The 19,725-nt window shown below is 32.4% G+C and carries 17 protein-coding genes; 10 read left to right on the top strand and 7 right to left on the bottom strand.

The features are described 5' to 3' along the window. Genes AC0J6S_RS16060 through AC0J6S_RS16070 form a run of 3 tightly spaced genes read right to left on the bottom strand, consistent with a single transcriptional unit; the run spans position 1 to position 2,974 of the window. A complete protein-coding gene (locus tag AC0J6S_RS16060; RefSeq protein ID WP_474954739.1) occupies positions 1 to 228 on the bottom strand; it encodes a hypothetical protein in 228 nt (75 codons plus the stop codon). A 10-nt stretch (positions 229 to 238) separates the two neighbouring features. Next, complete coding sequence (locus tag AC0J6S_RS16065) at positions 239 to 2,644, bottom strand: YfhO family protein (RefSeq protein ID WP_474954740.1); 2,406 nt, start codon at positions 2,642 to 2,644, stop codon at positions 239 to 241. Positions 2,645 to 2,692: 48 nt separating this feature from the next. Further along, a complete protein-coding gene (locus AC0J6S_RS16070) occupies positions 2,693 to 2,974 on the bottom strand; it encodes a DUF4834 family protein (protein WP_474954741.1) in 282 nt (93 codons plus the stop codon). Between the two features lie 124 nt (positions 2,975 to 3,098). Here AC0J6S_RS16070 and AC0J6S_RS16075 point away from each other — a divergent pair, with 124 nt between their 5' ends. Next, positions 3,099 to 4,034, top strand: coding sequence for a transporter (locus tag AC0J6S_RS16075; RefSeq protein ID WP_474954742.1), 936 nt, complete (start codon positions 3,099 to 3,101; stop codon positions 4,032 to 4,034). 21 nt (positions 4,035 to 4,055) lie between these two features. Continuing rightward, the gene (locus AC0J6S_RS16080; RefSeq protein ID WP_474954743.1) at positions 4,056 to 5,174 is read left to right on the top strand and encodes a GTP cyclohydrolase; all 1,119 of its coding nucleotides are present in this window, start codon (positions 4,056 to 4,058) and stop codon (positions 5,172 to 5,174) included. A gap of 90 nt (positions 5,175 to 5,264) precedes the next feature. Here the strand turns inward: AC0J6S_RS16080 and AC0J6S_RS16085 are convergent, their stop codons facing one another. Together AC0J6S_RS16085 and capB are read right to left on the bottom strand one after the other, a co-directional pair. Then, entirely contained in the window at positions 5,265 to 5,738 is a 474-nt protein-coding gene (locus AC0J6S_RS16085; protein ID WP_474954744.1) for a hypothetical protein, read from the bottom strand. Between the two features lie 111 nt (positions 5,739 to 5,849). Further along, on the bottom strand, positions 5,850 to 7,112 hold the full coding sequence (gene capB / locus AC0J6S_RS16090; protein ID WP_474954745.1) for a cysteate-C-fatty acyltransferase: 1,263 nt from the start codon (positions 7,110 to 7,112) through the stop codon (positions 5,850 to 5,852). 287 nt (positions 7,113 to 7,399) lie between these two features. Here capB and AC0J6S_RS16095 point away from each other — a divergent pair, with 287 nt between their 5' ends. The 3 genes from AC0J6S_RS16095 to AC0J6S_RS16105 all read left to right on the top strand — a co-directional run bounded on the left by AC0J6S_RS16095 (position 7,400) and on the right by AC0J6S_RS16105 (position 10,061). Then, entirely contained in the window at positions 7,400 to 8,683 is a 1,284-nt protein-coding gene (locus tag AC0J6S_RS16095; RefSeq protein ID WP_474954746.1) for a DUF2157 domain-containing protein, read from the top strand. Next, complete coding sequence (locus AC0J6S_RS16100) at positions 8,673 to 9,233, top strand: GDYXXLXY domain-containing protein (protein WP_474954747.1); 561 nt, start codon at positions 8,673 to 8,675, stop codon at positions 9,231 to 9,233. Before AC0J6S_RS16095 ends, AC0J6S_RS16100 begins: the two co-directional genes overlap by 11 nt. Positions 9,234 to 9,296: 63 nt before the next feature. Beyond that, positions 9,297 to 10,061, top strand: a complete 765-nt coding sequence (locus AC0J6S_RS16105) for an NYN domain-containing protein (RefSeq protein ID WP_113666742.1) — start codon at positions 9,297 to 9,299, stop codon at positions 10,059 to 10,061. Here the strand turns inward: AC0J6S_RS16105 and AC0J6S_RS16110 are convergent. Together AC0J6S_RS16110 and AC0J6S_RS16115 are read right to left on the bottom strand one after the other, a co-directional pair. After that, the gene (locus tag AC0J6S_RS16110; RefSeq protein WP_474954748.1) at positions 10,058 to 12,178 is read right to left on the bottom strand and encodes a hybrid sensor histidine kinase/response regulator; all 2,121 of its coding nucleotides are present in this window, start codon (positions 12,176 to 12,178) and stop codon (positions 10,058 to 10,060) included. The two genes, AC0J6S_RS16105 and AC0J6S_RS16110, sit on opposite strands and share 4 nt — an antisense overlap. After that, the gene (locus tag AC0J6S_RS16115; protein WP_474954749.1) at positions 12,136 to 12,411 is read right to left on the bottom strand and encodes a hypothetical protein; all 276 of its coding nucleotides are present in this window, start codon (positions 12,409 to 12,411) and stop codon (positions 12,136 to 12,138) included. The genes AC0J6S_RS16110 and AC0J6S_RS16115 overlap by 43 nt, the downstream gene beginning before the upstream one ends. Positions 12,412 to 12,840: 429 nt before the next feature. Between AC0J6S_RS16115 and AC0J6S_RS16120 the strand changes: the two genes are divergently transcribed. The 5 genes from AC0J6S_RS16120 to AC0J6S_RS16140 all read left to right on the top strand — a co-directional run bounded on the left by AC0J6S_RS16120 (position 12,841) and on the right by AC0J6S_RS16140 (position 19,624). Then, positions 12,841 to 14,349, top strand: a complete 1,509-nt coding sequence (locus tag AC0J6S_RS16120; protein WP_474954750.1) for an FMN-binding glutamate synthase family protein — start codon at positions 12,841 to 12,843, stop codon at positions 14,347 to 14,349. 1,237 nt (positions 14,350 to 15,586) lie between these two features. Next, on the top strand, positions 15,587 to 16,165 hold the full coding sequence (locus AC0J6S_RS16125; protein WP_474954751.1) for a non-canonical purine NTP diphosphatase: 579 nt from the start codon (positions 15,587 to 15,589) through the stop codon (positions 16,163 to 16,165). Positions 16,166 to 16,366: 201 nt separating this feature from the next. After that, positions 16,367 to 18,298, top strand: a complete 1,932-nt coding sequence (locus AC0J6S_RS16130) for a DEAD/DEAH box helicase (RefSeq protein WP_474954752.1) — start codon at positions 16,367 to 16,369, stop codon at positions 18,296 to 18,298. An 86-nt stretch (positions 18,299 to 18,384) separates the two neighbouring features. After that, the gene (locus tag AC0J6S_RS16135; RefSeq protein ID WP_474954753.1) at positions 18,385 to 19,152 is read left to right on the top strand and encodes a carboxypeptidase-like regulatory domain-containing protein; all 768 of its coding nucleotides are present in this window, start codon (positions 18,385 to 18,387) and stop codon (positions 19,150 to 19,152) included. A 133-nt stretch (positions 19,153 to 19,285) separates the two neighbouring features. Next, positions 19,286 to 19,624: a DHCW motif cupin fold protein gene (locus tag AC0J6S_RS16140; protein ID WP_474954754.1), complete on the top strand. Its 339-nt coding sequence runs from the start codon at positions 19,286 to 19,288 to the stop codon at positions 19,622 to 19,624. The last annotated feature ends 101 nt before the right edge of the window (positions 19,625 to 19,725 follow it).

The raw sequence follows: 19,725 nt of genomic DNA on the forward strand, positions 1-19,725 counted from the left end.
TTAGATTTTTGTCGTAATTGATTTTAAATCCATAAAAAACAAAGTACTGTTTTTAAACAATCCTTTTGAAATAAAGTATAAAACTGGTACTGATGGCAGTAACAATATAAATCTAAATTTATCCGGATTAATGAAATATAGCGTTAATAAAACGCCAATAATAATTCCTAAAAGAAAAAGCCAAAACAATATTTGTTGAAACGATTTTAAACGTAATAATTCTTTCATAATTTAATATTTAAACTTTCTTTCTTTCAAAATAAATCCCGCCAACTAAAAGCAACAGCATTCCTATGGAACTAATCAACGTTATGGTACTTCCGGTTTTTACGACTTGTGGTTCAAACTTAAATTCTATTTTGTGTTTTCCTGCTGGAATTTGCAATCCTCTTAAAACGTAATCAACTCTAATATGAGACACACTTTTTCCATCAATATACGCGTTCCATCCTTTTCCATAATACATTTCGGAGAAAACGGCTAAACCTTCTTTTGAATTGTTTGATACATATTTCAAGTAGTTAGGTTTATAATTTTCTAAAGTTATAGTCGCTGAACTGTCTTTGGCGAAAGCCATATTTTTAATTTGAAAATCTTTAGTATTTACAACTGCCACATTTTTAGAGTCTAAACTATCCAACGCTTTCATCTCTTCATCAGCAGAATTAACCAATTTTACTTGGTTTACAAACCAAGCATTTCCATTAGCATTTGGGTTTGAAGTTGGAAATTCTTTTCCTTCTTTATTGGTTTGAATCACATATTTTACGTCCAGCATATTAAGGATTTCCATATTGTTATTGGCAACTTGGTAATCAAATAACTGTTGCATTCTTCGTGGTTTCACCGCACTGTAACCGCCAATCGATTTATGAAAATAAGAGGCTCTCGCACTGGATAAATTCCCCGAAACTTCGAAAACTCTATAATGTGAGGTGTCTTTTAGAATCTCAACATCCGAAGGGGACTCTTGAAAAGGAACTTCTACTTCTCTTCCGCTAACGAAATCTTTTCCTGAAACATAATTTTTATCCACGAAAAACAAATCGGAAACCATCAATAATCCTACGATTATAATAGCCGTGTTTTGGGCAAATCGATCTTTTATCGACATCCATAAAACGCCTGCAGTTACCAAGATAAAGAAACCCGAACGTAATAAATCAGCACTGTACAAACTCATCCTATCCTGCTTCAACGCATTTACAAAATCTGGACCATAGGTTTGTTGAAAATAAGCATCATTACCCCCAGAAAAACTGAACATACTTTTGCTCAAAAACAAGATAATAATAATTCCAAGACCTAAAATTGATGTTTCATATAACGCTTTCCATTGTAGTTTTTTATCCAATTGAAAGAAAGACTGCAATCCCATAATTGCCAAAACAGGGAAACACAATTCAAGAATAACTTGTATCGAAGAAACTGCTCTGAATTTATTGTACATTGGAACATAATCAATAAAAAAGTCTGTCAATAAAGGGAAATTTTTCCCCCAAGAAAGTATCAACGCAACCACAGCTCCCGAAAGAAATACATATTTTATTTTGCGTTTATCAATGAATAAAGCCAAGATTCCCAAAAAGAAAACCACCACTCCTATATAAGCTGGCGCCGCGACAATAGGCTGATCGCCCCAATAGGTTGGCATTCCGGAAACAAAATCAACAGCTTGGTCTTCCGGAACACCCTGACCAATCATAAATTCGAACATATTGCTATTCCTCCCTACAGCTTCATTATTAGAACCACCAAAAAGTCGAGGTGCTATAAGATTAAAACTTTCGGTTATTCCATAACTGTATTCAGTGATGTAATCATGTGTCAGCGCACTGCTGTTTGTATTTTTTGAACCATCAGGATTATAACTCAATTCACTTTTTCCACGCGTACTGAAATCAGCATATTCGGCTGTTGCCAATAAATTAGTCGCATTTGCTCCAAGAGCAAAAATTCCCGCTATGGCTAACGTCCCAAAAGAATACAACAGCGATTTATATTCCTTTTCTTTGATTTGCTGATAAAAAAAATACCCAGAAAGAATCAATAAAAAAATCAATAAATAATAGGTCATTTGGAAGTGATTCGCATTGATTTCTAATGCTGTCGCAAAAAGGGTTATCAATCCTCCCAAAATATATTTTTTTTGAAAAACCAGAATAAATCCAGCGATAACAAGTGGCATATAAGCAATAGCATGCGCTTTAGCATTATGACCAACGCCGAGAATGATAATTAAATAGGTAGATAAACCGAAAGCCAATGCTCCAAAAAAGGCTTTCAAAGGATCGACTTTTAAAACGAGCATCAAACCGTAAAATCCAAGAAAATACAAGAATAAATAATCCGCAGGACGCGGTAAAAATCGTAATGCATCATCTAAAGCGCCAATGTAATCGTGTGGATACTTCGCTCCTAATTGGTACGTTGGCATTCCGCCAAAAGCTGAATTAGTCCAGTAAGGTTCTACATGATCCGTGGTCCTAAAGTCATTTTGCTCTTTGGCCATTCCGGTATACTGTACAATATCCGATTGAAAGATTTGTTTTCCTTGTAATACAGGATAAAAATAGAGTATTGAAACGAGTACAAAACCAAGTATGGCAAGGGCGTGCGGATAGAACCTATTTATTATTTTCAATTTAAAAAAGTTTGGATTAGAATAAAAAATCTGCTAATTACGACAAATTTAATCTATTTCTTCGTAATCAACATAATCTCCCACTTTTTTGGTTTCACGTGGATTTTTAGTATTTGCAGTATTGTAGATCACTTCATCCTTACTTTGTGTTTTTTTCCAAGTATTATCTTGTGCTTGCTGTTGCTGCTTCTGCATATTTTCACCTGCTTTTTCGACTACTTTTTTAACTATTAATGGCAAAAACAATTTTGCTAAAAATCTAAAAATATAGTAGAAAGCAATCATATAAATTATTGCTTTTATAAAACCCATAAAGGAAGCTGTTTGCATATAAATGTAATTTTTTCCAAAAATAATAAATCAACCGTTCAAAATTAAAATATCTCTCTTAAATAAATAATAAAATATAGTACATTTGAAAAGCGTTATTACTTTTTAACTCAAAAAAAATAATATGTCCAAAATCAAAATCTTACTGATCGTTGCTGTTTTAATGATTCCAAGTATTCATTATGGCCAATATACTGATCAAATCAATTCGAACAGACCGGGCGAAACCATGTCGGCATTTGCCGTTGGAAAATCAGTAATCCAGATAGAAACAGGCGTTTATGGTATCAAACAAAATCATAGTTTGTTGAATTATGATGCCAATGGTTTTGGGATTGACGCAACCTTAAGATGGGGATTATTCATGGAAAAATTAGAATTGATTGCCGACATACAATACCAAAACGAGAAATACACCACCTTATTCAACAGTTCGAAAAGAGCAGACTTCAAGCAAACCGTTTTAGGAGCTAAATATTTGATTTACGATCCTTTCAAAAACTCCCAGAAAAAGGTCAATCTTTACAGTTGGAAAGCTAATCACGGCTTCAGATGGCGCCAATTGGTACCTGCCGTTTCTGTTTTTGCCGGAGCCAATTTAATAATGGCAGATAATCCATATTCCTTTTCTGCAGATTCTAGCATCTCCCCCAAAATAATGTTAATAACTCAGAACCATTTAGGTGACGGAAGATGGGTTTTTGTAACCAATATAATAGCTGATTATATAACAACTGACTTTCCTAGTTATGGCTATGTATTGACTTTAACCCGAGGATTTAATGATAAATGGTCCGGATTTGTAGAAAATCAAGGCTTCAAAAGTGATTTTTACAGCGATGCCATTGTTCGCGGAGGAGCCGCTTATTTATTGAATAAAAACATGCAAATTGACGCTTCGATTAGTACAAGCTTAAAAGACACACCTTCTGCCCTATACGGCGGTATTGGTTTTTCATGGCGTTACGATGGTAATTATAAAGAAGTACGCATAAATATTGACTCTGGTGACTCAGGAAAGAAAGCGGAGAAAAGAGCAAAAAAGACAAAAAAAGGATAAACATAGAATTTCAAAAATAGAATGATTACAATACACGAAGCAAAAACGAAAAGCGAATTAACTGAATTTATAAAATTCCCTTTTTCACTATACAAAAACAATAAAAACTGGGTTCCGCCGCTAATTGGTGAGGAATTAGAAGGATTTGATAAAACTAAAAATCCCGCTTTTGAAACTGCAGAAGCGTATTTTTATGTGGCTAAAAGAAATAACGAAATAGTAGGTAGAATTGTTGCAATCATCAATTGGAGCGAGGTAAAAGACCAACAAAAAATGAAAGTGCGTTTTGGATGGTTTGACGTAATTGATGATATTGAAGTGACCAGAGCACTTTTAGAAAAAGTGTATGAATTAGGACGAAAAAACAATCTGGAATATGTTGAAGGCCCGATGGGTTTTTCAAACTTGGATAAAGTAGGCGTGCTTACCGAAGGCTTTGACACGATAGGAACGATGATTACGTGGTACAATAATCCGTATTATGCGACTCATTTCGAAGAATTAGGTTACGTCAAGGAAAAAGAATATATTGAAAGTAAATTTCCTTTTTCAAACGTAAAACCAGAGTTTTTTGAAAAGGCAAATGATTTGGTTAAAAGAAGGTATCAATTAAGTCCGCTTAATTTCAAAACTACCAAAGAAGTAATGCCACATGTGGATAAAATGTTTGATTTATTTAATAAGTCTTATGCGTCTCTATCTTCATTTGTAGCCATTTCGGACACGCAAAAAGAATATTTCAAGAAAAAATACATCAGCTTCATTAATCCTGAATTTATAAAATTTGTGGAAGACAAAGACCATAATATAGTTGCTTTCAGTATTGTAATGCCGTCCTTTTCTGAGGCGATTCAAAAGGCAAAAGGAAAATTATTCCCGTTTGGATTCCTTCATTTACTCCGAGCCAAAAAGCAAAGTAAAGACGTGATTTTTTACCTTATAGGTGTATTGCCAGAATACCAAAATAAAGCGGTTACAGCCATTATATTTAAAGAATATTACGAAACTTTCAGAGAGAGAGGGATCATAAATTGTTTCAGAACTCCCGAATTGGCTGACAACGCCGCAAGTATTAATTTATGGAAACATTTTAATCCTCAAATTCACAAACGACGATGCACTTATAGAAAAGAATTGTAATTAAATTGCATTTTTTTGCAAAACTAAAAAATCCATCAACGTCTCACTGATGGATTTTTTGGTTTTAATTATCACATGTTTTTAATAAAATCACATTTTACAATCTACTTTTGACAAAACTATACTTCCATCAAATTTTAATTGTTTTTTATCTTTGAAAGTCACTTTGCCTTTATTGTAATCAACCACATCTCCAAAACCTTCAACATAAGAATCGCCTTTTTTTAAGAAAACAACTTCGCGGACCGAAGAAGTTCCTTCGGACATAAAAGTATAATCCGCATAAAGCGTATCACCTTTAAGTTCCCCAACAAGTGTTCCTTCGCTTTTATCTTTCTCATAAAAATTATAACTTAAGTTTCCTGAGGAAAGCTCACCGTTTTTTATCTTCAAAGTCAACGAAATAGTATCCTTTTTAAGAATTGCCTGGTAACATTCTTGAAATTCTGATTCTTTAACAACAATTTTTTCTGAGGCAACAAGAGGTTCTTCTGTTGCCATTTCTTTTTTACAAGAAATAAAAAAAGTCATAAAAACGACACCCAATATAATTTCTTTTTTCATACATTTTCAACTTTAGTTTACTAAATATACGACTTCTTGATGGAATACCTTTCAAAAAAAAATCCATCAGCCCGAAGACTGATGGATTTACATATACATTTAATGACTTAATTATGCGTCCAAATCAACCTTTGTTCTGCTGGCGATTTCCTTGTAAGTACCATTTTCTAATTTTTCACGAATTGCTTCAAAAGCAGTTAGTGTTTCAGCAACATCTGATAAAGTATGAGACGTTGTAGGAATCATTCTCAACAAGATAATCCCTTTTGGAATCACAGGATAAATAACAATCGATAAGAAAATCCCGTAATTTTCTCTTAAATCGTTAACCATAATCATTGCTTCTGGCACACTTCCTTCAAGATATACTGGAGTTACGCAAGTATTTGTATCTCCAATATTGAAATTACGCTCTCTCAATCCGTTTTGCAACGCATTTACATTTTCCCACAATTTATCTTTCAATTCCGGATGATTACGCAACAATTCTAATCGTTTCAAAGAACCAATTGTTTGTATCATTGGCAATGCTTTGGCAAACATTTGAGAACGTAAGTTGTATTTCAAATAATCAATGATATCTTTGTCAGCAGCTATAAAAGCACCAATGTTAGCCATTGATTTAGCAAAAGTAGAGAAATAAACATCAATTCCGTCTTGGCAACCTTGCTCCTCACCTGCTCCGGCACCTGTTTTTCCAAGTGTTCCAAAACCATGTGCATCATCAACCAACAAACGGAAATTAAATCTTTCCTTCATGGCAACAATTTCCTTTAATTTTCCTTGTTGTCCACGCATTCCAAAAACACCTTCAGTAATAAAAAGAATTCCTCCTCCTGTTACTTCAGCTAATTTTGTAGCACGTTCCAAGTTTTTTTCCATACTGGCAAGATCATTATGACGGTATGTAAAACGTTTTCCCATGTGCAAACGAACACCATCAATAATACAAGCATGCGCATCAACATCATATACAATTACATCATTTTTTGTAACCAAAGCGTCAATTGTTGACATAATCCCTTGGTAACCAAAATTCAATAAATATGCCGATTCTTTCATAACAAAAGCTGCCAATTCATTCTCTAATTGCTCATGATATTTAGTGTGACCGCTCATCATACGCGCTCCCATTGGGTAAGCCGCACCAAATTGTGCTGCTGCTTCCGTATCTGCCTGACGCACTTCTGGGTGATTAGCAAGACCTAAGTAGTCATTTAAACTCCAATTCAAAATGTCTTTTCCACCAAACTGCATTCTTGGCCCCAACTCACCTTCCAATTTAGGAAAAACAAAGTAACCTTCTGCTTGTGAAGCCCATTTTCCTAAAGGTCCTTTATTGTTTTGAATCCTTTCGAATAAATCTTTTACCATAATATATCAAGTAATAATTTTAATTTTAAGAAGTTGCAAAAATAATTATTTAAATTTTATAAAGGACTTGAAAGTAAATTTATTTTTCAAGCTTTATCGTAATGTCTCTTTAGTACTAATTTCTGTTGTTTAATTTATGATTTATGAGATTATGAAATAATGCGTGATTTCTTGCCATGGTCACGCAAAATGAACTAATCGAACTTAACAAGGATTAGACTAAACCAGAAGCTTCGAGTCGTTTTCAATGATAATCTTTGTATATTTGATTTATAGAATTATAGTTTATGTCTGACAAAATAATAAATGAACTGGAAGAACTACTCCACGCGAACGTAGTGACTAGAGAAACCGCCGAAAAAATACGCGAATATTTCCACCAAAAAAAGGAAGAAAACCACAACAGACTTTCTTCTATTTTTGGAATTTTGGGAGCTATACTCGTTGGACTTGGAATTATTCTTGTTTTCGCTCACAATTGGGACAATCTTTCCCGATTAACTAAAATAATCCTATCGTTCCTTCCGCTTCTAATTGGTCAATTACTATGTGGGTATTCTCTTTTAAAAAAATCCGAAAGTACTGTTTGGAAAGAAACTTCGTCCGTTTTTTTATTTTTTGCCATCGGCGCAAGCATTTCATTAGTAACTCAGGTTTATAATATTCCGGGAGATTTAAATTCTTTTATAATTACCTGGATGCTATTGAGTTTGCCGCTGGTTTATCTGCTTCAATCCTCAATAGTTTCTCTCCTATATATTGCTGGGATTACGTATTATGGATGTAATGCTAATTACTTTACCTATCCAAGTACTCATTCTTTTTTATATTGGTTATTGCTTTTAGGAATCGCTCCTCATTATTATCAGCTGATCAAAACCAAAGCATTAAGCAATTTTACGTTGTTTCACAACTGGTTTATTGCTGTTTCAATTGTAATTTGCCTCGGTACTATTGCCCATAAAAATAGTCATTTACTACATTTAGGCTACATGAGTTTGTTCACGATTTTTTATTTCATTGGTAAAACGTCATTCTTTGACAAACAAAAATTAAAAAATAACAGCTTTCTGATTATTGGAAAACTAGGAATACTTTATCTATTACTCCTATATAGTTTTAAATGGTTTTGGAATAAATCTTTTTACAAAACAGATTCAATTTCAGAAACATTGCTATCGATAGAATTCATAACTGCTTGTGCACTCACATTGATTGCCGCTCTCTTATTTTACAAAAAAAACAGGCAAACGAATTTTAAGGAAGTTTCTCTTTTAGAGCTTGTATTCTTGATGAATATCCTCACTCTTAATAGCGGCTATGAGTTTTCAATAGTGGCAAATGTAATCGTATTATTTATTGGCATCTTCGAAGTCAAACGCGGCATCAAACTAAATCATTTGGGACTATTGAATTTTGGATTACTCCTTATTACTATCCTTATTACGTGTCGATTTTTCGATACGCATTTAAGTTTTGTCCTTCGGGGAATTCTATTTATAATGATTGGTTTAGGATTCTTCTTGGCTAATTATTTCATCCTTAAAAAAAGAAACCAAAATGAAAAATAAGAAAATCACAGTCCTAATTTTCATCTTGGTTGTTATCGCTCAATTATACGTTCCATTGCAAATGATGTTCAATCAGGAAGATATTATGAAAACTGGAACAGAATTCAAATTTCAGACAGCTCCAATAGATCCTTATGATCCTTTTAGAGGGAAGTACATTGCGTTATTCTTTAAAGAAAGAGAAATCACGGTGCAAAACAATATTAAATGGAGTAACGGTGAAACCATTTTTGCAACACTCACTATCGACAAAAATGGGTTCGCCAAAATCAGTTCTATTTCTAAAATGAAACCAAAAAATAGCGAATCGTATATTAAAACAAAAATTAGTTTAGGGTATATGGACTCCAAAATAATAATTGATTTTCCTTTCAATCGGTATTATATGAATGAAGATATTGCGCAAAAATCCGAAAAAATCTATCGGGAATTCTCTATTAAAAAGAAAAACGAAACTTACGCTTTGGTGGCTGTAAAAAATGGCGAAGCAGTATTAAAAGATGTTCGAATCAATGACGTTTCAATTAAAGATTTGGCATCCAAAAAATAAAAAAAATACAATTCAAAAGAATAATCTGTACCTTTAAATACGAAAATCAATATTATTAGTAAAATGTCACAAGATACAAAAGAATTAAAATTAGCCGTTCTCATTGATGCTGACAATGTTCCGTACAGCAATGTAAAAGGAATGATGGAAGAAATTGCTAAATTTGGTACACCCACCACCAAACGTATTTACGCCGATTGGACAAAACCGAATGCCGGAGGATGGAAAAGTGTCTTATTAGAACACGCCATCACTCCTATTCAACAATACAGCTATACGGTTGGGAAAAACTCTTCGGATTCAGCGATGATTATTGACGCTATGGATTTATTGTATTCCGATAAAGTAGATGGATTTTGTATTGTATCCAGCGACTCTGATTTTACACGTTTAGCCATCCGATTGAGAGAATCCGGTATGAAAGTCATTGGTATTGGCGAACAAAAAACGCCAAACTCATTCATTGTAGCCTGTGACCGATTTATTTACATCGAAGTTTTAGATGGCGCCATTAAAAAGAAATTACCGAAAAGAACCGCAACCGATACTAAAAAAACAACTCCAAAAAGCTTAAACAAAGTCGATTTACATACTATTGAATTGATTGAATCAACTATAGAAGATATTGCTGATGACAGTGGCTGGGCATTTTTAGGCGACGTAGGAAATTTGATTGTTAAGAAAAAACCAGAATTCGATCCAAGAAATTATGGCTTTTCTAAACTTACTCCTATGCTCAAATCATTAACTGACATATTAGAAATCGACGAAAGAGATTCTGATAAAAAAGGAATCAAACACGTTTATGTGCGATTGCGTTTTAGTTAAACTAATTCTTTAATCGCATTATATAACGTTTCTTTCTTAATTGGTTTAGACAAATAATCATTCATCCCTATTTCTTTGACACGATCTTTTGTGGTTTCCATCACATCGGCGGTAACTGCAATAATTGGAATGTTACTGTTGTGTGGTCCAGCTTCACCATTTCTAATGGCAATTGTTGCTTCATACCCATCCATGATTGGCATTTGTAGATCCATTAATACAATATCAAATTGATTTGTTTTAAATGCATCCAGTGCTTCCTGACCATTATTAGCATATAAAACTTTTGTATTCAACCATTTTTTGGTTATTACATCAATAATCATTTGATTCATTTTATTATCCTCTACTACTAATATGCTTTTCCCTTCCAAATCATAAACTGCAGGTACAGCAGCAACTATTTCCATTTGTGATTGTACTACAATATCAAAGTCTATACTAATTTTAAAATTTGTTCCTTTACCTAAAACACTTTTTACTTCAACTACGCCACCTTGCATATCAATTAAAGATTTTACAATGTATAATCCTAATCCTATTCCACCATATGCCCGTTTATTGTCAATGCTATTCTGACTAAAAGAATCAAATATTCTATCTATTTTTTCATTTTCAATACCAACACCCGAATCAGTTATGGAGACAGTTAGTCTAACTTTGTTATTGGGTATTACTTTAGATTTAATATCAAAATCAACAAAACCTACTGAAGTAAATTTAATAGCATTATTCAGCAAATTATTAATAATCTGTGAAAACCTCGACTCATCCCCAATTACTAAGTTTGGAAAACCTTCACTTTCAGAAAAATTAAATTTCAACCCCTTTTCTGTGACTCTCAGCTCCTGCGTTTTTCTAATTCGAGTCAAAGTCTGTAATGGATTAAAAGCTAAATTATCTAACTTCAATTCTTTTTTCTCAATTTTGGAAAAATCAAGAATATCATTAATTGAATTTAATAAATTTTCAGAGGAATTTTGAATATTTTCGCACTTTTTATTAATGGATGTGTCAATATTTTTCTCTAAAATGTCTCTGTTTAAATTCATAATCACATTCAAGGGTGTTCTCAATTCGTGGCTAATATTACAAAGCAGATAACATTTTAAATCTTTAATTTCTTGCGCTTTAATCAAAGCCTTTTCACTTAAATTATTTTTTAAAATTCTTAATCTAAAAAGATAGACAACCTCTCTAATTGTAAATAAAATCATAGCAAGTGCTATTGAAATTTTAGTACTACTTTCAATTACTGTAGTTGAATCCAATATTCCATAAATTTTCAAAGTATAAATTAAATAGCCCACAAATAGGGAGATATTTCCTAATACAAAAAATATTATTATCTTATCTTTTCTATTTTTGAAAGTTAGAAGCGCAAATCCAATTAATAAAAACAATATAAAACCGAATAAATTTGAAAGAATTAAAAATAAGGCAAAATGTGTTTTAAAAATACACTGTAAAGGAAACAAACTAATATTTAAGACATAAAAAATTTGAAAAACATAAAATAATTTTTTATTATTTTTTTTAATTTTTAGTGATAATTCTCCAAACTTTCCTAAAAACAAACCTGTAAGTATCAGAATTAATAAAAATATATTATTTAGAAAAACTCCTGATTCATGATTAAAATTTACGGAAAAATAACCATCAAGCATAAAAGCTATTAATCCACTTAAGAAAATAAAAAATGCTAAAGTTACTATTTTGGCTCCCCGCATTGCAAAATATAAAAAAATCAAAAACAATGAAAACTGTATTACAAGGCCATAAAAAATACCATTAATAAACTTTTTTTGAATTGTATTTTTATAGAAACTCTCATAACTATAAAGTTCCATAGGTATTGCAACAACACCTCCAGTGGTGCTATAATGTATATATAAATCCAGATTAGTGTCAGGATTAATACTTAAATCAAAAAGAACCTCGTTACTAGCTAAAATCCTTTTTGAGTAGTTTAAAGAAGCACCATTTACAATTTTTTTATTTTTTTTTGATTGTTCATCGACTATATACAGTTCAACCAAGTTAGTCATTGGAGTTGCAGTTGAAAGTAAATAGTTTAATGATTGATTTGTTTTATTTTGGATTGCAACTTCGGCCAAAAATTATCATTTGTGTAACCAAAATATTTTTGAATTGAAGCTTTTAACTTAGGTTCTTGTTGATCAAACTTTAAGATTACTTCTTGAATATCTAATACTTCGTCTTCAGCATTAATAATTTCAGTAAAACTTTCTAAAGATACTTTTTCGGGAAGCGCTTTTTTTTCAAAAACATATTGAGAGTAGCAATTTGTAAAAAAGAGCATTAAAAGAAATGTTTGAATATTTTTCATAAAAATCAGTTAGTTTTATTTTTTAAATAAGTCAGCAAAGATTAAAATACTATAGAAAATGATTAGAAATATTCGACGACATGCAGTTTTCTACTGTTGGAATAATTTTAAACGGAGTTAAAAATAAATTGGTAAAATAAAATAGAATAAAAATTTATATTGATTTACGATTGGCTACAATTTTGATAAAATTATATTTTTACTAATTATTAACTTTCGATTTTATAAAAAAGAAAAATATTTTATTTCGAACATACCCAAAAAAACTCCACCCAAAAATTATTTTAACTTATCACTATAAATCGAAGCAAAAGGTTAAATTTATGTTACCTTATTTTTTAAATAAAAAATATTTAGAAATAGAGGCGTAAATTTAAATTTATGCCAAAATGTAATTAATTTCGTAGGGAAATTATATTCAAGTTTAAAATGAGACAAAAATTTTTCCTTATCGGAATATCCGCACTACTTATTACAGCTGTAATTTATTTCTTTTTTCAAAAAGGGCTACTGCTAATGCTGCTATTGATTTTGCTTTTAGTTGTTGGTTTTGCCAATACTTTGCAGCACAAACATGCTATTTTAAGAAATTTTCCTGTTTTAGGTTATTTCAGATATTTATTCGAAATGATAGCTCCTGAGATCCAACAATATTTTATAGAACGCAGCACTGACGGCAAACCTTTTTCAAGAAACGAACGTTCCCTTGTGTATCAAAGAGCCAAAAATATTGATTCGACAACACCGTTTGGAACACAAATCAATCTAAACGACTCAAATTATGAAGGAATTAAACATTCTATTTTCCCTGCAATAGTCAATAATGAGCTCCCTCGGGTTACAATTGGCGGACCAGATTGTTCCCAACCATACTCAGCCTCGTTATTAAATATTTCGGCAATGAGTTTTGGTTCATTAAGTGAAAATGCAATAATAGCACTCAACAAAGGTGCACAACAAGGAAAATTCTATCACAATACTGGAGAAGGAGGCTTAACTGAATTCCATCAACAAGGTGGCGATGTATGCTGGCAAATAGGAACCGGATATTTTGGTTGTCTAGATGACAGAGGTGGTTTTGATGGAGGAAGATTTGCTGAAAAAGCAAATTTACCCGAAGTAAAAATGATTGAAATCAAATTATCACAAGGAGCAAAACCAGGTCACGGAGGTGTATTGCCTGCAGCAAAAAATACGGTTCAAATTGCTAAAATAAGAGGTGTTTTACCACATACAACCATACTTTCTCCTCCCAATCATTCAGCTTTTGAAGACACTAAAGGTTTAATTGATTTCATAGTAACATTACGCGAGTTATCTAATGGAAAGCCAATTGGTTTTAAATTATGCATTGGAGAGACTCGGGAATTCGAAATGATTTGCCAAGAAATGATTAATCAAAACTGCTATCCCGATTTCATTACTGTTGATGGTGCCGAAGGAGGAACCGGCGCGGCTCCACTAGAATTTGCTGATGGTGTAGGAATGCCATTAGAACCAGGACTTATTTTTGTAAATAAAACATTAGTACGTTTTGGAATTAGGGACAAAATCCGCATTATTAGCAGTGGCAAAATCATCTCAGGATATTCTATATTAAGAGCAGTTGCTCTAGGTGCTGACATTTGTAACAGTGCGCGCGGTTTTATGTTTTCTTTGGGATGTATCCAAGCCTTGCGATGCAACAATAATGAATGCCCTACGGGAGTTGCAACACAAAATAAAATGCTGATGAAAGGATTAGTGGTTACTGATAAAGCGGAATGCGTTTTTCATTTTCATAAAAATACTTTACATTCTGCCAATGAACTTCTTGCAGCCGCAGGTAAAAAAAGCTTCTCTGAAGTAGATATTAATATTTTTATGCGTGGGGATGAATTTACTCATTTATCTGATTTATATTTTCCTGATAACTTAAAAAGTGTCACCAAACATTAAATTAAATAAAAAAAAGGAGGACTTTTACAGCCCTCCAATTGTTGATTCTGATTTACCATTATCAACTCATACTGTTACAAGTATAGCTGATTATTGAATTATCAAATCTTATTGTAAGATGGATATACTCAAGTAATTAATCAAAACCACATATAAATTTAAGATTTTAAAATACATAAATAATTAAAAATCAATACTTTAACACGTAATTAACATATTACTATCAGTTTCTATATAAAGAGGAAATTTTAATTTAAACAATAAAAAAAAGGAGGACTTTGAGAGTCCTCCAATTGTTGATTCTGATTTACCAATACTAACTCATACCGTTACTGATAGGGTCAATTATAAGTTATCAATCTCATTATAAGATTAACATCCCAAGTAATTAATCAGAATCACATTCAAATATACAACTATTTTTAATTAAACTAATTGAAAATCAATATTTTAACTTTTATTTAAATTATTAAATTAATGTTTTTTTTTGTTTCCTTTATTTGATTTTAAAAATTTGATTTTGAAAAGAAACCTGAATACATAGCTTTCTAAACTGTTTTTATAAAAATTTAATATGAGAATGTTATTTAGGGTGCTAAATAAAAAAAAAAGGAGGCCTTTTTAAAGGGCCTCCAAATATGGACTTTGGTTTGTTGTTATCAGATTGTATCTTTCGATGCTACTAACTATTAAATACTCTTCTCTTTGCAGATGGATATATTCAACAATAAACCAAAACCATACTCAAAGATAGAACTATTTTAAACATAAAAAACTAACGCACAGTAGTTTAACTAATTATTAACATACTGATTTTTAATTACATAGAAGCTTTTTAACCACTGTCTATTTTCTATAACTGTTTCAGAAAATATTTTGCAAAAAAAAGGAGGTCTCGTGAGAGACCTCCAATTGTTAGTTTCGATTTACCATTATCAACGCTACCGTTCAGTATAATTGAGTATCTGAATATTATCACCACAAACTGGTAAATTATTCAAGTGATCAATCAAAACCACATTCAAAGATAGATATAAAACACACATAAACACACGCAAACCAGTAGTTTAACTTTTATTTAATAGTTTGATTTTTAACGTTTTAAAATAGACCTGTTTTTTTATGAAATGTATTTCTCATACGAACGACTCAAATTTAAAATTGAACAAATAAAAAACGGTAGTATATGAGTCCTTAAGATATAGAAAATGTATATTTGGATATTAAAACTAAAAAAATGCAACTCGTTTTCGCTTCAAACAATAAAAATAAAATCTACGAATTACAAAGCATGCTTCCTGAATCTATAACCATTCTAAGTTTAGAAAGTATTGGCTGTTTTGAAGACATTCCAGAAACTGCAGATACTATTGAAGGGAATGCAATCCAAAAAGCAAATTATGTCACGCAAAAATATGGATTTGATTGTTTTGCCGATGACACTGGACTCGAAGTGGACGCTTTAAATGGAGAACCAGGTGTTTTCTCCGCACGTTATGCTGGTGAACAACGCAATTCCGAAGATAATATGAATAAATTATTAATAAATCTATCCGATAAAAATAATAGAGCAGCGCAATTTAAAACCGTGATCGCGTTAAATTTAAAAGGAGAGCAACATCTTTTTACAGGAATTGCAAAAGGTGAGATTACTTTGGAAAAAATTGGAAATCAGGGTTTTGGGTACGATCCTATTTTTCAGCCAGAAGGATTTACTGAAACATTCGCCCAATTAGCTTTAAACATAAAAAACAAAATAAGTCATAGAGGAAAGGCAACACAACAATTAATCGCTTTTTTGCAAAAGAATAAATAACGATTGGATACAACATTTTCTAACAAAAAATTGATATTCAAGCCATAATTTCACACTCAATTACTTAAAGTAAAACCTACAATTTGCAAACAAAAACATAACTTTCTGATAATCAAATTATAATAAATCATTAAATCTTAAAATAGCATTAGTTTATATGAATTATAAACAGTAATTTTGCACCCTATTTTAAAAATACATATGAATAAATTTGAACAATTAGGATTGAGTGAATCGTTACTGAAGGCGATTTTAGATCTAGGATTTGAAAATCCGACCGAAGTACAGGAGAAAGCGATTCCCCTATTATTGGAAAAAGATACAGATATGGTTGCGTTGGCTCAGACAGGGACAGGGAAAACGGCAGCTTTTGGTTTTCCAGTTATTCAGAAAATTGATGTCAACAACAGAAACACACAGGCATTAATTTTATCTCCAACACGCGAACTTTGTTTGCAGATTACCAACGAAATTAAAAACTACTCTAAATACGAAAAAGGTATTAATGTGGTAGCAGTTTACGGTGGAGCTAGCATTACAGAACAAGCGAGAGACATAAAGAGAGGCGCACAGATTATTGTGGCAACTCCAGGAAGAATGCAAGACATGATTAATAGAGGTTTGGTAAACATTTCTCAAATCAACTACTGTATTCTTGACGAAGCTGACGAAATGTTGAACATGGGTTTCTACGAAGATATCGTAAACATCCTTTCGACTACGCCAGACGAAAAAAACACATGGTTATTCTCTGCAACAATGCCTGCTGAAGTAGCACGTATTGGAAAACAATTCATGAAAGATCCAATTGAAATTACAGTTGGAGCTAAAAACTCGGGTTCCGCTACAGTTTCACACGAATTTTACCTTGTAAATGCACGTGACCGTTACGAAGCTTTGAAACGTTTAGCCGATTCTAATCCAGACATTTTCTCAGTAGTTTTTTGTCGTACCAAAAGAGATACGCAGGCTGTTGCTGAAAAATTGATCGAAGATGGATACAGCGCTGCTGCATTGCACGGAGATTTATCTCAGGCGCAACGCGATGGTGTAATGAAATCCTTCCGTGGAAGACAAATCCAAATGCTTGTAGCAACTGACGTAGCTGCACGTGGAATTGACGTTGACAACATTACTCACGTAGTAAACTATCAATTACCTGACGAAATCGAAACGTACAATCACCGTTCTGGTCGTACTGGCCGTGCTGGTAAATTAGGGACTTCTATCGTAATTGTAACTAAAAGTGAATTGCGCAAGATTTCTTCAATAGAAAGAATCATAAAGCAAAAATTCGAAGAAAAAACAATCCCATCTGGAATTGAAATCTGCGAAATCCAATTATTACACTTAGCGACTAAAATTAAAGATACGGAAGTTGATCATGAAATTGATACTTACCTTCCTGCAATCAACAGCGTACTTGAAGGTTTGTCTAAAGAGGAATTAATCAAGAAAATGGTATCGGTTGAATTCAATCGTTTCATCAATTATTACAAAAAAACAAGAGATATTTCTAATCAAGCTTCAGGTTCTGAAAGACGTGAACGTGATGATAGAGATGGTGCTCCAAGAGAAAATAACAATGGCGGTGCAACAAGATATTTTGTGAACATAGGTTCTAGAGATAACTTTGATTGGATGTCATTGAAAGATTACTTGAAAGAAACATTAGACTTAGGTCGTGATGATGTTTACAAAGTAGATGTAAAAGAAGGTTTCTCTTTCTTTAACACTGATCCGGAACATACTGATAAAGTAATGGAAATATTGAACAACGTACAATTAGAAGGACGTAGAATCAATGTTGAAATTTCTAAAAATGACGGTGGCGGAAGACGTGACCATAATGGAAGAAGTTCAGGTGGAAGTTTTGGTGGCGGAAGAAGTTCAGCTCCAAGAAGAGAAGGTAGTTTTGCACCAAGAAGAGAAGGTTCTGGTGGTGGTGGTTTTAGAAGCGACAGAAATTCAGCTCCTAGAGAAGGTGGATTTGGCGGAAGAAGTGATGCTCCAAGAAGAGAAGGTGGTTTTTCATCTGACAGACCTAGAACTGAAGGTTCTTCTGATAGAGCACCAAGACGTTCTGAAAGCTTTGGTGACTCACCAAGACCAAGAAGACCAAGAAGAGACTAACAGGTATTGTTAATTTTCTTATAATTATACTGGAACTACAAAATATTCAATCCTGTTTTATTACTTTTAAAGTCTTAAATCAGTTTATGAAATATTTTGTAGTTTTCTTTTTTTTAGTACTGTCCATAAGCGCTTTTGCGCAAGTTAAAGAAGCCTCCCAAAAAGTCGATGGAATTATCATCAGCAATACTACCAAACAACCTTTATCTAGCGTAAATATCATTAACATCAATAAAGTAAGAGGCGCAACAACTGATTCAGGAGGATTTTTTGAGATAGACGTTCAAGTGAACGACACACTTCACATCACCAGTCTGGGATTTCAATCCCTTCGCGTTCGAGTGACCAATGACTGGATCAAAAATAAAAGCACTAAAATTCAACTTACCGAAAAAGCAATCGCACTTGAAGAAGTGGTAATACGACCTTTTAATCTAACCGGTTATCTTGAAGTAGACACCAAAATTATTCCCGTAAAAGAAAATTATCGCTATAGTATTTCAGGTTTAACACAAGGATATGAAGCAGGTGAATATTCTCCAAATGCCTTTGGAAGAGTTCTTGGCTCCATCTTTAATCCGGCAGATATGTTGTATAACTTTTTTGGTAATAAACCAAAAGAGCTCAAGAAACTTAAAGAAATGAAGAAAGATGATACCGTGCGTAATCTTTTGGAATCAAAATTTGATAGAGAAACTATCGCCGTACTTTTAGGAATTGACAAAAATGAAATACCTGAAATTTTGCAACGTTGCAACTACTCTGAATCCTTTATAAAAACAGCTAACGACTTACAGATTATGGACGCTATCAGCGGCTGTTATGAAGAATATAAAGTTTTAAAGAAAAAATAAAACATCTAATTAAATCTTAGTAAACAAGCTTTCACAAATTAAATCATTCCTCAATTCTAAAAGAAATTGGGGAATTTTATTTTGGAATGATACCATTTAAATCAAAATTTCAACAATTTAAAAAGTAAAATATATGTCTACTATACCTTTTCAAACTATTGATTGGGATTCAATAGAAAAAACTGAACATATCGGCACAACAGGAATTGCGCATTGGCAAACTATACAATTAGGTGGACTTAGAATTCGCAAAGTAACCTATTCCAAAGGATATCTAGCAGACCACTGGTGCCAGAAAGGCCATATTGTACATTGTCTTGAAGGAGATTTCATTAGTGAATTAGAATCTGGAGAACAAGTTATACTTTCCAAAGGAATGACTTATATCGTCTCAGACAATGAAAGTTCGCATCGGTCTATAGCAGCTACCGGCGTTGAATTATTAATCATCGATAGGGATTTTTTAAAATAATATTTAAAACAAATCAAAAATATTATATACATTTACCTGAATCAAGAATTAAAAACATAACCTAAATATCTATATCATGGCAAAAAGTCAAGACGCAAAAA

The sequence above is a fragment of the Flavobacterium sp. TS_SC_5 genome (genome assembly GCF_056156265.1).